This window comes from Nocardioides sp. CPCC 206348 (assembly GCF_048654705.1).
Lineage (GTDB): Bacteria > Actinomycetota > Actinomycetes > Propionibacteriales > Nocardioidaceae > Nocardioides.
This window is the reverse complement of the sequence record NZ_JBMCZA010000078.1, coordinates 22945-36137: the sequence shown is the minus strand read 5'-3', so window position 1 is coordinate 36137 and position 13193 is coordinate 22945. Positions and strand designations below refer to the sequence as shown.

The following is a 13193-nucleotide window of genomic DNA, read 5'->3' as shown; positions in this document are numbered from 1 at the left end:
GACGCGAGACCACGACGATCATCTTCGCAGGCACGGGAAGCGACGCGTGTCGCGCCCTGAAGTGGTCGGGGTCACTGACCGGTAGCCTGCGTCTCGTGACGGTGCGAAGACTGCAGGAGAAGCGGGGCTGGGCGTTCAACATCGCGGTGCCGGTGATCAAGTCGTTCCTGCTCAGCACCACACGCAGGGAGTGGATCGGCGGGGACAACCTGCCCGAGACGGGCGGCTTCATCGTCGCCCTCAACCACATCTCCCACCTCGACCCTCTGACCGCTGCGCACCTGGTCTATGACCACGGACGCAAGCCGCGCTACCTCGCGAAGTCGGGGCTGTTCGACAACAAGGCGCTCGGCTACTTCCTGCGCAGCGCCGGTCAGATCCCGGTCAAGCGCGAGACCAGGGACGCCGTCGGTGCCTACGCCGCGGCGGTCGATGCCATCCGGGCCGGCCAGTGCGTGGTGATCTACCCCGAGGCCACGATCACCCGCGACCCCGGGATGTGGCCGATGAAGGCGAAGTCGGGTGCCGCCCGGATCGCGCTCGAGACGGGCTGCCCGGTCATCCCGGTCGGGCAGTGGGGCGCCCAGGACATGCTTGCGCCGTACACGAAGAACCCTCATCTGTTCCCGCGCCACAAGGTGGTCATGCGGGTCGGGGAACCCGTTGACCTCGAGGACCTGCGTACCCAGCAGCGGACCCCGGCGATCGTCAACGAGGCGACCGACCGGATCATGGCCGCCATCACCCATCAGCTCGAGCTGGTCCGTGGTGAGACTGCTCCGGCGGAGCGCTACGACATGGCGGTGCAGGGCGACCGGTTCAAGAAGCAGAAGAAGGCATCGAAGAAGAGGGGCAAGTGAACGGACTCGTGGGGAATCTGTCGGGCAACAAGGTTGCCGTGCTGGGTGCTGGTTCGTGGGGCACGGCGTTCTCGATCGTGCTGGCCGATGCCGGCAACGACGTCAGCATCTGGGCCCGTCGCGAGGAGGTGTCCGTCGCGATCAACGAGGGACACGAGAACGTCGACTACCTCCCGGGCATCGAGCTCCCGCGCACGATCACCTCGACCCATGACCCCGAGGAAGCGCTTGCGGGTGCCGACATCGTCGTCCTCGCGGTCCCGTCGCAGTCGTTGCGGGAGAACCTCCCCGCCTTCCTGCCGTACGTCGACCACGAGGCCGTGTTCGTCTCCCTGATGAAGGGCGTCGAGCTCGGCACGCTGAAGCGGATGTCGGAGGTGATCGCCGAGGTCGGTGACATCGGTGCCCACCGGATCTCCGTCGTCAGCGGCCCCAACCTCGCCCGCGAGATCGCCCGTCGTGAGCCCGCAGCCTCCGTCGTCGCGTGCGCCGACGAGAACGTCGCGACCCTGCTGCAGAAGCGGATGCACTCGCCGGCGTTCCGTCCCTACACGAGCGTCGACGTCCTCGGCTGTGAGTTCGGTGGCGCCTACAAGAACGTCGTGGCGCTGTGCGTCGGCATGGCCGTGGGCCTCGGGTTCGGGGACAACACCACGGCGTCCCTGATCACGCGCGGCCTCGCGGAGACGGCCCGACTCGCCATGAACCTCGGCGCCAACCCGCTGACCCTGATGGGCCTGGCCGGCCTCGGCGACCTCGTCGCCACCTGCTCGTCGCCGCTGTCGCGCAACCGGACCTTCGGCGAGAAGATGGGCCAGGGGATGACGGTCGAGGACATCTACGCGTCGACCCGGCAGGTCGCCGAGGGTGCGAAGTCGTGCTCGTCGCTGCGGGCGCTGGCCGCCCAGCTGGGTGTCGACGCCCCGATCGTCGATGCCGTCGACGACGTGGTGGCCGGCAACCTCACGACGTCCGGCCTGATGGAGGCCTTCATCGCCCGCGACACGAAGTCAGAACTGAGCTGACGGCGCGAGCGAGCGGCAAGACAGTCCTAGGCGTTGATGCGGTCCAGCGCCTGCACCAGGTCGTCCCAGAGGTCCTCGACGTCCTCGATGCCGACCGAGAGCCGTACCAGGCCTTCCGGGATCGTCGTCGCCTCGAGCTTCCAGCGCCGACGCCGCTCGAACGTGGACTCCACGCCACCGAGCGAGGTCGCGTGCACCCACAGGGACGTCGCGCGGACCAGGAAGTCGGCCGCGTCCGCTCCGCCCGCGATGACGGGGGCGATGATCGCTCCGAAGCCGGGGTAACGGACCTCCTCGACCAGCGGGTGCCCGGCGAGACGCCGCGCGAGCTCGACCGCGTTGGCCTGGGCGCGCTCCAGCCGCACGTGCAGCGTGCGCAGGCCCCTCAGGGCCAACCAGGCCTCGAACGGCCCGGGAACGGCCCCCATGAGGTCACGGCGGCCCTTCAGGGCGGCGTACACGTCGTCGCTGGCCGTGACGACCGCGCCCATCAGGACGTCGCTGTGGCCGGCGATGTACTTCGTCGCGGAGTGCAGCACGATGTCGGCGCCCAGGGCGAGCGGTTGCTGGAGCAGGGGAGTGGCGAAGGTGTTGTCGACGACGACCTGGATGCCGAGCCCGTGTGCCGCCGCCACCAGGGCGGGGATGTCGGCGATCTCCAGTGCGGGGTTGGTCGGGGACTCGAGCCACAGCAGGGCGCAGTCCTCGTCGGCCTCCATGGCTGCGATCACGGCAGCGGTGTCGGTGATGTCGACGAGGTGGGCGTGCAGCCGCCCGCGTGACTCGAAGTCGGCCAGTGCAGCGATCGTCCCGCTGTAGGAGTGCCGCGGTGCGACCACGCCACCGTCCTGGCCGACCAGGTCGAGCAGGGTCGTGGCCGCGGCCATGCCGGAGGAGAAGGCCAGCGCGCGGCCGCCCTCGAGCGCACCGAGCGCGTCCTCGAACGCAGACCAGGTCGGGTTGCCGTACCGGCCGTACTCCAGGTCGCCCGTGGCGACGTACGTCGACGTCATCGTGATCGGGACGTTCAGTGGCTGGTCGGGGTCGTGCGGCGGACGGCCCGCGGTCACCGCGATGGTCGCCGGGTGGAGCCGTGACGTGGGAGACGACATGCCTCAAAGGTAGGGTCAGCCGCGATGAATGCTCCCACCGGCCGCCGTATCCGCGTCGCTGTCGTCTTCGGCGGCCGCTCGACCGAGCACGCCATCTCGTGCGTCACGGCCGGCAGTGTGCTGCAGGCGATCGATCGCGAGAAGTACGACGTCATCCCCATCGGGATCACCCAGGACGGCCAGTGGGTGCAGGAGGCGGACGACCCGTCCCGGCTCCGGATCGTCGACGGGAAGCTGCCGGCGGTCGATCCGACCCGGCCGGCGGCCATCCGCGAGTTCGCTGACGTCGACGTGGTGTTCCCGTTGCTGCACGGCCCGTGGGGCGAGGACGGCACCATCCAGGGCCTGTTCGAGATGTCCGACGTCCGGTACGTCGGCTCCGGTGTGCTCGCGTCCGCCGTCAGCATGGACAAGGCGTTCATGAAGATCGCCCTCGTCGCGTCCGGGCTGCCCGTCATGCCGAGCCACGTCGTCACCGCTCGTGAGTGGGCGGCCGACCCGGCTGCTGTCCGGGAGCGCGTCGCCGCCCTCGGCTACCCGCTCTTCGTGAAGCCCGCCCGTGGCGGGTCCAGCATCGGGATCGCGAAGGCGCACTCGTCCGGCGACCTGGACGCAGCGATCGAGACCGCCCTCGCGCACGACCCCAAGATCCTCGTCGAGGTGTCGGCGGAGGGCGCCCGCGAGGTCGAGTGCGGTGTCCTCGGCGCAGTGGATGGCGGCGTCGACACCAGCCTGCCCGCCGAGATCCGGATCACCGGCGACCACGAGTTCTACGACTTCGAGGCGAAGTACCTCCCCGAGGAGGCCACCGAGCTCGACGTCCCGGCGATCCTGCCCGAGGGCGTCGAGGACCGGATGCGGACGCTCGCCGCCGAGGCCTTCATCGCCGCAGGCTGCGAGGGCCTGGCCCGGGTCGACTTCTTCCTGATGCCCGACGGTTCGCTGGTCATCAACGAGCTCAACACGATGCCCGGCTTCACGCCGCTCTCGATGTTCCCGCAGATGTGGGCCGCCAGCGGCCTGGAGTACGGCGCCCTCGTGGACCGGCTGCTGACGCTGGCGCTCCAGCGCCCCACCGGCCTGCGGTAGCTGCTCGACAACTGTCGGCTTGCCGCCAGGTCAAGGCTTGGCCTGCGAGAGGCAACAGCGGCGCGGCAGCGCGGCGGGAGGCGTCGACGGGCAGCTTGCTGCCCCGGATCAACGCCGGAGACGCGTCTCGCGCAAGTGTCAGGCGCAGTCGTCGACCAGGGTGAGGTGCTCCTTGATCAGCGGCGCGAGCACGGACATCGCGGCCGGTGCGGCATTGGGCCGGTACTTCGCGGGGATGCTGACCTCCACGCGCGGCTCGTAACCGGCTGCCGTGAGCGTCAGGTCGAGCCCCTGGTCGTCGTACTGCTCATCGGGGATGTAGTAGCCGACGCCGTCGGCGGTCTCGCACGACGCGGTCAGGTCGAAGCCCTCGGGCGTGGGCACGCCGCAGCGCACCACGATGGCCGGATCGCCGTACGCGGCGGCGGGGGCATCGGCAGGCCTGATGTCGACGCGTTCCTGCTCGGCCAGCGAATCGGGCAGCTCGGCTGCGAACGCGTCGCACGCCTCGCGGTCGGCCCTCGAGGTGTCGGGCACGTCGATGTCGACCGGCCCGCCGCAGGCCGCCAGGACGACGCTGGCGGCGACCAGGACGGCCGCTCGCCCGCGTCGGCGGAACCGCATGCCGTCAGATGTGGACGACGGGGCAGGTCAGGGTGCGGGTGATCCCGTCGAGGTTCTGCACCTTGGAGACGACCAGCTTGCCGAGCTCGTCGACGTTGCGGGCCTCGGCGCGCACGATCACGTCGTAGGGACCGGTGACGTCCTCGGCGAGGGTGACGCCCTTGATGTTGCCGACCTCGCGGGCGACATCCGCCGCCTTGCCGACGTCGGTCTGGATGAGGATGTAGGCCTGAACCACCATGGGTCATAGCTCCCGTCGACTGGATGAAGAACGCTTCAACCTACATCGCGCAGCCGCCGCAGCAGAACCGGCGAGCACTCGGGCCGATCGGTCTGGTGGGATGGACCCATGACTTCGGGGACCGACCGCGACGCGACGCTTTCCGACCTCGGCGAATTCGGGCTGATCAACAAGATCACCGACATCGTCTCGAGCACGGCCCCGGGCGAGGACGTGCTGGTCGGTCCGGGCGACGACGCGGCCGTGCTGCGGGTCCGCAAGGGCCACGTCGTGGTGTCCACGGATGTGATGGTCGAGGGCCGCCACTTCCGCCGCGACTGGGCCGAAGCCGCCGACGTCGGCCACCGGGCCGCAGCGCAGAACCTGTCCGACATCAACGCCATGGGCGGCCGCGCCCAGTGGCTGACGGTCGGTCTCGCGGCCCCCGCCGACCTGCCCGCCGCGTGGGCCCTGGAGTTCACCCGCGGCTTCGCTGAGGAGTGCGCCCTCGTCGGCGCCGGCCTCGTGGGCGGCGATGTGAGTCGAGCCGACCAGGTCGTCATCTCCGTCACCGCCATCGGTGCCTGCACCATCTCGCCCGTGTTGCGCTCCGGTGCGCTGCCCGGGGACGTGGTCGCGATCTGTGGGCGCCAGGGCTGGGCCGCAGGCGGCCTCGCCGTGCTCGGCCGGGGCTTCCGTTCACCCCGTGTGCTCGTCGAGTCGTACCGGCGGCCCGCGCCGCCGTACGACGCCGGGCCGCAGGCCGCTGACGCCGGCGCCACCTCGATGATCGACATCTCCGACGGCCTGCTCTCCGAGGCCGCCCATCTGGCGGCCCGGTCCGGTGTCGGCCTCGACATCGAGACCTCCGCGTTCGAGATCCCCGAACCCCTCATCGCCGTCGGCGCCGCGCTCGGCGCCGACCCCCTCCAGTTCATCCTGGGCGGGGGAGACGACCACGCGCTGCTCGCGACCTTCCCGGCCGGTACCGCCCTCCCGGAGGGCTGGACCCGGATCGGGTCGGTGTGCTCACTCTCCGCCGGCGCCCAGCCCACCGTGACCGTCGACGGGGCGTCGTACGACGGCCCGACGGGCTGGTCGCACTTCTGACCTGTCTCGCCGCGGATTCATCAAGGTATGTGGGTGGACTGGCACTTCCCACTGTGAGCAACCACGGGGAAGTGCGAACTCGCCCACACACCTTGATGAAGCCGCGCCGCCACAAGAAATGACGAAGGCCGCCACCCAGTGGGTGACGGCCTTCGACGAAAACTGTGGATCAGGTCAGCGGGAGACCTTGCCGGCCTTGAGGCAGCCGGTGCACACGTTGAGGCGCTTGGGGGTGCCGTTGACCGTCGCGCGGACGCGCTGGATGTTCGGGTCGAAGCGGCGCTTGGTGATCTTGCGCGACCACGGCCGGTTGTTGCCGAAGGACGGCTTCTTGTCGCAGATGTCGCACACGGCGGCCATTGGTGAACTCCTGAGGATTGCGGCTAAAAGTCTTGTGTCGACCGGGCGCGCAACGCACTCCAGACAACCGGAAGAGAATAGCCGACGGGAGGCCGTGGGCAGAAATCGTCAGGTGGTCCGCGCCAGCCACTAGTGTGACCCCCGATGGACGAGGGGACGGGGCAGGAGACGGCCGGCAAGCCCGGACAGAGCATCTCGCTCGACACCGTGGTGCGCTTCATCGACATCGCGGTCGACGCCCTGGCCCAGGCTCGCGAGGAGATCGACGCCCTCAACGTCTTCCCCGTGCCGGACGGTGACACCGGCACGAACATGTACCTCACGGTCGTGGCTTCACGCGACGCGCTCAAGGCGGCGATCGCCGACACGTCCGACGACCCGCCCCCTCCGCTCGCGGCGTTCGCCCGTGGCGCCCTGCTGGGGGCACGCGGCAACTCCGGCGTGATCCTGAGCGAGATGCTCGGCGCGGCCGCCCGCCGGATCGGCGCTGCCGAGCCCGACGAGCCGAACGCCCGGGTGATCGCCGAGGCCCTGCAGCAGGCCTGTACGGCGAGCTACGCCGCCGTGGGGGAGCCGGTCGAGGGCACCATGCTCACCGTCCTCCGCGCCGCTTCCGAGGCGGCCGTGCAGTGCGCGAGCGACCCGGCGACACGCAGCAGCGACGTGCTCACGGCGGCCGCCGCGGCGGCGCGCGAGGCGCTCGGCCACACGCCCGAACAGCTCGAGGTGCTCGCCACGGCGGGTGTCGTCGACGCCGGTGGCCGCGGTGTCTCGGTGATCCTCGACGCCGCCGTGACCGTGCTGACGGGCCACCGGCCGATTCCGGTCACCGCGCCCCTCGGCAGCCACGTGATCCCGGTGCCGTTGCGGCCCGCCGCGGACCACGACCTCAGCGAGGACGGTCCGTCGTACGAGGTGATGTACCTCCTCGACGCGCCCGACCCGGCGGCCGGAGACCTGCGCGGTCGGCTCGGCGAGATCGGCGACTCGGTGGTGGTCGTCGGCGGAGACGGGCTGTGGAACGTGCACGTCCACACCGACGACGTCGGGGCTGCGATCGAGGTCGCCCTCGAGATCGGCCGGCCGTACCGGATCCGGGTGACCCACTTCGCCGAGCAGATCGCTGCCCAGAACGCCCAGCCGGGCCAGTCGGGGGAGCCCAGCATCCCGCTCGCCGGCCGCTGCATCGTGGCCGTCGCCGCCGGTCCCGGCCTCGGCGAGCTGTTCGCCGAAGCGGGCGCCGTGGTGGTGCTCGGCAGCCCGACACGTCGCCCCTCGACCGGTGAGCTGCTCGCCGCGATCACGGGCAGCGGGGCCCGGGAGGTCGTCGTACTCCCGAACGACGAGCCGACGGTCCGTGCCGCCCTCGCCGCTGCCAGCACCGCCGAGGCCGACCATCGGGCGCAGGGCCTGCGGGTCTCGGTCATCCCCACCCATGCCCAGGTCCAGGGCCTCGCGGCCGTCGCCGTCCACGAACCCGGCCGGGCCTTCGACCAGGACGTCACCGAGATGACGGCCACCGCCCGCCACGTGCGCCACGGCGCCGTCACGATCGCGGCGAAGCAGGCCATCACCACCGGCGGTCCGTGTGAACCGGGCGACGCGCTCGGCGTGGTCGCTGGTGACTTCGCGGTGGTCGGCCAGGAGCTCGGCGCCGTGGCGATCCAGGTCCTCGAACGGCTCCTTGCCGCCGGCGGCGAACTGGTGACGATCGTGAGCGGTGAGGACAGCGACGGTCTCGCCGAACGCACCGCCGCGTGGGTCGAGGAGGTCCACCCCGGTGTCGACGTCATGGTGTACGACGGTGGTCAGGAGCGATACCCGCTCCTGATGTCCGTCGAATGAGCTGAGGCGCAGGTGGCGATTACCTTCGATTCGTCCCTGACGACCGTGCTCGGCGCCGCAACGCCGGCCAAGCGCAAGAAGTTCAGCGACGGCCTGGGGCTGCACACGGTCGGTGACCTGATGCGGCACTTCCCGCGGCGTTACCTCGAGACCGGGTCGCTGACGAAGATCGACGACCTCCGGGTCGGCCAGATGCTCTGCGTGGTCGGCGAGATCACCGACTGCCGCACGGTCAGCTACAACGACCGCCGCACGGGCCGTCCGGCTGCCCGCGTCGAGGCCGTGCTCCGCACCGGCGGACCCAGCCTGAAGATGACCTTCTTCGCCCGCAACGCCGGCACCGCCGCCTGGCACGCGAAGCGTGTGGCCGTCGGCAACCGGGGTGTCTTCCTGGGCAAGGCCGACCAGTTCCGTGACCAGTGGCAGCTGGTCAACCCGCAGATGACGATCTTCGGCCAGGGCGATGGCGACGAGGGCGAGCTCTCCGACGATGTCCTCGACATCGGCGACTACTACCCGATCTACCCCCTCACCAAGGGCCTGGAGTCCTGGGACGTCGCTCGCGCCGTGAAGTTCGCGCGGTCCGTGGTCGACAGCCCCGCCGAGGTGATCCCCGCACCCATCCGTGAGCGGTACGACGTCGTCGGCATCGAGCGCGCCTACGAATGGGTGCACCAACCCGAGGACGAGGAGCAGGTCGAGCAGGCGCACCACCGCTTCCGGTTCGAGGAGGCGCTGGTCACCCAGCTGGTGCTCGGCCGGCGGCGCCGGGCGACGCGGTCGCTGGGGGCGACGTCCCGTGACGGAGGCGACGGCGCGCTCCTCGCGGCCTTCGACGAGCAGCTTCCCTTCACGCTCACGGCTGGCCAGGTCGAGGTGGGTGCGCAGATCGAGTCCGACCTCGCGGCGCCGCACCCGATGAACCGCCTGCTCCAGGGCGAGGTCGGCTCCGGCAAGACGCTCGTGGCGCTGCGGGCGATGCTCCGGGTGGTCGACTCCGGTGGCCAGGCGGCGCTGCTCGCGCCGACCGAGGTGCTGGCGCAGCAGCACTATCGCTCGATCGTCACGATGCTCGGCGACCTCGCCATGGGCGGCACCATCTTCGGCTCCGGCGCCGGGACCCACGTCGAGCTGCTCACCGGCTCGATGAACAAGACCCAGCGCACCGCGCCGCTGTCGCGGATCGCCAGCGGCGAGGCCGGCATCGTCATCGGTACCCACGCCCTGCTCCAGGACAACGTCTTCTTCGCCGACCTCGGTCTCGTCGTGGTCGACGAGCAGCACCGGTTCGGTGTCGAGCAGCGCGCGGCGCTGACCGACAAGGCCATCAATCCGCCGCACCTGCTGGTGATGACGGCGACGCCGATCCCGCGCACCGTCGCGATGACCGTGTTCGGTGACCTCGAGTCCTCCACGCTGACCGAGCTGCCCGCCGGACGCGCGCCGATCCAGACCAACGTGGTGCCCCTGGTCCAGCAGCCGACGTGGATCGACCGGGTCTGGGCGCGGGTGCGTGAGGAGGTCGAGAAGGGCCACCAGGTCTACGTCGTGTGCCCGCGGATCTCCGGCGACGAGGCGGAAGTCGGCCAGGTCGACGCCGTCGACGTGCAGTTCGACGAGGACGGTGAGCCCGTCGTCGTCACGGCCCCGCCCGCTGCATCGGCGGTCGAGGACGTCGTGGCGCAGCTTGCCGGGGGCCCGCTGTCGGGGTTGCGGATCGGGCGCCTGCACGGGCGCCTCGCCAGCGACGAGAAGGACGCCACCATGCGCGCCTTCGCCGCCGGCGACCTCGACGTGCTGGTGTCGACCACGGTGATCGAGGTCGGCGTCGACGTCGCCAACGCGACCGCCATGGTGATCCTCGACGCCGACCGGTTCGGCGTCTCCCAGCTGCACCAGTTGCGCGGCCGGGTCGGTCGTGGCGGCTTCCCCGGCCTCTGCCTCCTGGTCAGCCACACGGAGGTCGGCACCCCCGCGCGGGAACGCCTCGACGTCGTGGCGTCCACCACCGACGGCTTCCTGCTCAGCCGGTTCGATCTCGAACAACGCCGCGAGGGAGACGTGCTCGGCGCCTCGCAGGCCGGGCGTCGCTCCAGCCTGGAGAACCTCCGGGTCCTCCGCGACGAGGACACCATCGTGGCCGCTCGTGAAGCCGCAGAGGGGCTGCTCGACCAGGACGTCGATCTCGCGCACGCCGCGGAGCTGGCGGCCGCCGTACTCGATCTGGAGCGGTCGCAGCAGGCCGGCTTCGTGGACAAGTCATGAGGATCAAGTGACCCGCATCATCTCGGGGGTGGCCGGTGGCCGCCGCCTGCAGACGCCCAGGGGCGACCAGACCCGACCGACCAGCGACCGGGTCCGGGAGGCGCTGTTCTCCAGCTTCGAGGCGTGGGCCGGCTCGTTGCAGGGGCTGCGTGTCCTGGACCTCTACGCCGGGTCGGGGGCCATCGGGCTCGAAGCCTGGTCCCGCGGAGCCGCAGCGGTGACGCTGGTCGAGTCCGACAGGAGCACCGCTGAGCTGATACGCGGCAACGCCCGCGCCATCGGCTGCGAGGTGGCCGAGGTGGTGGCCCGCAGCGTCGCGGCCGTCCTTGCCGAGCCGGCTCGAGCGCCGTTCGACCTGGTCTTCTCCGATCCGCCCTACCCGCTCGACGACGCGGCCGTGGCCGACGACCTCGCCCTGCTCGCGGCGCAGGGCTGGCTCGCCGAGGACGCCCTCGTCGTGGTGGAGCGCTCGCGGCGCAGTCCGCAGCCCGTGTGGCCCGTCGGCGTCGTGGCGCTGCCGGGCAAGCGAGGGCAGAAGAGGTACGGCGAAACGACCGTCTGGTTCGCGGAGCACCCGGCTACCACTAACCTCGCCCCATGACCCGTGCGGTGTGTCCCGGCTCCTTCGACCCCGTCACCAACGGGCACGTCGACATCTTCCGGCGGGCGGCTGCGCTGTTCGACGAGCTGATCGTCGCCACCGGCACCAACATCTCGAAGTCGCGGCTCTTCGAGCCCGACGAACGACTCGAGATGCTGCGCGATGCCTGCGCCGACCTCCCGAACGTCACCGTCATGGGGTTCACCGGCCTGATCGTCGACTTCTGCCGCGAGATGGACGCCCAGGCGATCGTCAAGGGCCTGCGCGGCGGCAACGACTACGAGTACGAGCTGCCGATGGCGCAGATGAACGCCCACCAGACCGGGGTCGAGACGGTGTTCATCCCGACCACGGCGTCCCTCGGCTACGTCTCCTCCAGCCTCGTCAAGGAGGTCGCCGCACTCGGCGGCAACGTGTCCGAACTGGTGCCCGCGTCCGTCCACCAGCGCCTCGTTGCGCGCCTCGCGGAACGGGCGGGCCAGGAGTGAGCCCAGCACTGAGCATCGACCGCGTTTTGCCCGGTCAGAGTGCTGACCCTAGGATTGATCCGATCTGTTGTGCCCGGACCTGGAAGTGATTCACCTGAACGACCTGGACCCGAGAGCGCCGCTCGTGCTCGATACACGCGAGCTCGGCCGCCGTCCGGGGTCCCAGCGTGAGGTGGTGCTGACAGTGCCGGCCCCGGCAGATCTGGGCATCGAAGTCCTCGCCGTACCCGAAGGCGCGCCGGTCGAACTCGACTTGCGCATGGAAGCGGTCATGGAAGGTGTGCTCATCACCGGTACGGCGCAAGCCGGGCTGGAGGGTGAGTGTGCGCGGTGCCTGGAACCGATCCGCGAAGACCTCGTGGTGAATTTCCAGGAACTGTTCGTCTACGACGACATCCGGGATTCCGCTGACGCGGAAGAGGACGACGAGGTCAGCATGCTGCGGGACGACCTGGTCGACCTGGAGCCGCTGCTGCGGGACGCGGTGGTGCTTGCACTGCCGTTCCAGCCGCTGTGTGAGGACGACTGTCCGGGGTTGTGTGTCGAATGTGGCGCACGGCTGGCGGATGACCCCGACCACACGCACGAGGCGGCGATCGACCCGCGTTGGACGGCGCTGACAGCGCTGACCGAAGAAGCCCACGAAGACCACAAGGACTAGCGCTCACCCGAGCGTCGACGTTCCCCGATTTCAAGGAGAAGACATGGCTGTTCCGAAGCGGAAGATGTCGCGCAGCAACACGCGGCACCGTCGTTCTGCGTGGAAGGCCGTCGCCCCGGTGCTGGTCACCTGTGCCAACCCGGCGTGCGGTGCCAAGCACCTCCCGCACCGCGCGTGCGGCACCTGCGGCCAGTACGGCGCGCGCGCCGCCCGTCGCCAGGTCCTCTGAGGCCTGCAGCATCACCGACTACGTCGAGCTGCGTCGAGCGCTCGGGGATCCCACACTGGACCCCGAGCTGCTCGACCGCGCCCTGACGCACCGCTCCTACGCCTACGAGAACGGTGGTCTTCCGACCAACGAGAGGCTGGAGTTCCTCGGTGACTCGGTGCTCGGCGTCGTCGTCACCGAGACGCTCTACCTGATCCACCCGGACCTCTCCGAGGGCCGGCTCGCCAAGCTCCGTGCCGCGGTCGTCAACGCCCGCGCCCTGGCCGGCGTCGCCCGCGACATGGGCCTCGGCAAGCACATCAAGCTCGGACGTGGCGAGGAAGCCACCGGCGGTCGCGACAAGGCCTCGATCCTGTCCGACACCGTCGAGGCCGTGATCGGCGCGATCCACCTCAGCGGAGGCGGCATCACCACCTCCTCGGAGGTCGTCCACCGGCTCTTCGACCCGCTCATCGAGGCCGCTTCGGCGCTCGGTGCGGGCCTCGACTGGAAGACCTCGCTGCAGGAGCTCGCCGCCGAGCAGTCCCTGGGCGTGCCCGAGTACGTCATCGAGGACGAAGGCCCGGACCACCTGAAGACCTTCACCGCGCAGGTTCGCGTCGGCGAGCGCCTCTACGGCAACGGCACCGGCCGCTCGAAGAAGGAAGCCGAGCAGGGCGCCGCCGAGACGGCGTACGGCGAGATTGCCGCCGACCTGGGCCTCG

At 70.4% G+C, this 13193-nt stretch carries 15 protein-coding genes; 11 read left to right on the top strand and 4 right to left on the bottom strand.

All coding sequences use genetic code 11. The features are described from left to right. Window positions 1-860, top strand: an 860-nt coding sequence (locus ACOADB_RS03775) for a lysophospholipid acyltransferase family protein (RefSeq protein WP_378596593.1), incomplete at its 5' end; no start/stop codon positions are given. Further along, window positions 857-1885, top strand: a complete 1029-nt coding sequence (locus ACOADB_RS03770) for an NAD(P)H-dependent glycerol-3-phosphate dehydrogenase (protein ID WP_378596592.1) — start codon at window positions 857-859, stop codon at window positions 1883-1885. The genes ACOADB_RS03775 and ACOADB_RS03770, both read left to right, overlap by 4 nt. A gap of 26 nt (window positions 1886-1911) precedes the next feature. Here the strand turns inward: ACOADB_RS03770 and ACOADB_RS03765 are convergent, their stop codons facing one another. Then, window positions 1912-2997 (bottom strand): trans-sulfuration enzyme family protein, encoded by a 1086-nt coding sequence (locus ACOADB_RS03765; RefSeq protein ID WP_378596591.1) that lies wholly within the window; start codon window positions 2995-2997, stop codon window positions 1912-1914. 24 nt (window positions 2998-3021) lie between these two features. On the opposite strand from ACOADB_RS03765, the gene ACOADB_RS03760 reads away from it, so the two are divergent. Beyond that, on the top strand, window positions 3022-4086 hold the full coding sequence (locus ACOADB_RS03760) for a D-alanine--D-alanine ligase family protein (RefSeq protein ID WP_378596590.1): 1065 nt from the start codon (window positions 3022-3024) through the stop codon (window positions 4084-4086). 138 nt (window positions 4087-4224) lie between these two features. Here ACOADB_RS03760 and ACOADB_RS03755 read toward each other — a convergent pair whose 3' ends face one another. After that, window positions 4225-4710, bottom strand: coding sequence for a DUF3515 domain-containing protein (locus ACOADB_RS03755; RefSeq protein WP_378596589.1), 486 nt, complete (start codon window positions 4708-4710; stop codon window positions 4225-4227). A 4-nt stretch (window positions 4711-4714) separates the two neighbouring features. Then, window positions 4715-4948 (bottom strand): Lrp/AsnC family transcriptional regulator, encoded by a 234-nt coding sequence (locus tag ACOADB_RS03750; RefSeq protein ID WP_200954689.1) that lies wholly within the window; start codon window positions 4946-4948, stop codon window positions 4715-4717. A 111-nt stretch (window positions 4949-5059) separates the two neighbouring features. On the opposite strand from ACOADB_RS03750, the gene ACOADB_RS03745 reads away from it, so the two are divergent. Further along, on the top strand, window positions 5060-6040 hold the full coding sequence (locus tag ACOADB_RS03745; RefSeq protein WP_378596588.1) for a thiamine-phosphate kinase: 981 nt from the start codon (window positions 5060-5062) through the stop codon (window positions 6038-6040). Between the two features lie 174 nt (window positions 6041-6214). Here the strand turns inward: ACOADB_RS03745 and rpmB are convergent, their stop codons facing one another. Next, window positions 6215-6400, bottom strand: a complete 186-nt coding sequence (rpmB, locus tag ACOADB_RS03740; protein WP_378596587.1) for a 50S ribosomal protein L28 — start codon at window positions 6398-6400, stop codon at window positions 6215-6217. A 144-nt stretch (window positions 6401-6544) separates the two neighbouring features. On the opposite strand from rpmB, the gene ACOADB_RS03735 reads away from it, so the two are divergent. The 7 genes from ACOADB_RS03735 to rnc form a co-directional block, all read left to right on the top strand. Further along, window positions 6545-8245 carry a DAK2 domain-containing protein gene (locus tag ACOADB_RS03735; RefSeq protein ID WP_378596586.1) on the top strand — a complete coding sequence of 567 codons (1701 nt, stop codon included), beginning with the start codon at window positions 6545-6547 and terminating at the stop codon, window positions 8243-8245. A 12-nt stretch (window positions 8246-8257) separates the two neighbouring features. Beyond that, window positions 8258-10510, top strand: coding sequence for an ATP-dependent DNA helicase RecG (locus ACOADB_RS03730; protein ID WP_378596585.1), 2253 nt, complete (start codon window positions 8258-8260; stop codon window positions 10508-10510). Between the two features lie 7 nt (window positions 10511-10517). Further along, on the top strand, window positions 10518-11111 hold the full coding sequence (rsmD, locus tag ACOADB_RS03725) for a 16S rRNA (guanine(966)-N(2))-methyltransferase RsmD (protein WP_378596584.1): 594 nt from the start codon (window positions 10518-10520) through the stop codon (window positions 11109-11111). Then, window positions 11108-11599, top strand: a complete 492-nt coding sequence (gene coaD, locus ACOADB_RS03720) for a pantetheine-phosphate adenylyltransferase (RefSeq protein ID WP_378596582.1) — start codon at window positions 11108-11110, stop codon at window positions 11597-11599. The genes rsmD and coaD overlap by 4 nt, the downstream gene beginning before the upstream one ends. Window positions 11600-11693: 94 nt before the next feature. Beyond that, window positions 11694-12260, top strand: a complete 567-nt coding sequence (locus ACOADB_RS03715; RefSeq protein ID WP_378596610.1) for a YceD family protein — start codon at window positions 11694-11696, stop codon at window positions 12258-12260. A gap of 43 nt (window positions 12261-12303) precedes the next feature. Beyond that, window positions 12304-12489 carry a 50S ribosomal protein L32 gene (gene rpmF / locus ACOADB_RS03710; protein WP_182377149.1) on the top strand — a complete coding sequence of 62 codons (186 nt, stop codon included), beginning with the start codon at window positions 12304-12306 and terminating at the stop codon, window positions 12487-12489. 10 nt (window positions 12490-12499) lie between these two features. Next, window positions 12500-13193, top strand: a 694-nt coding sequence (gene rnc, locus ACOADB_RS03705) for a ribonuclease III (protein ID WP_378596609.1), incomplete at its 3' end; no start/stop codon positions are given.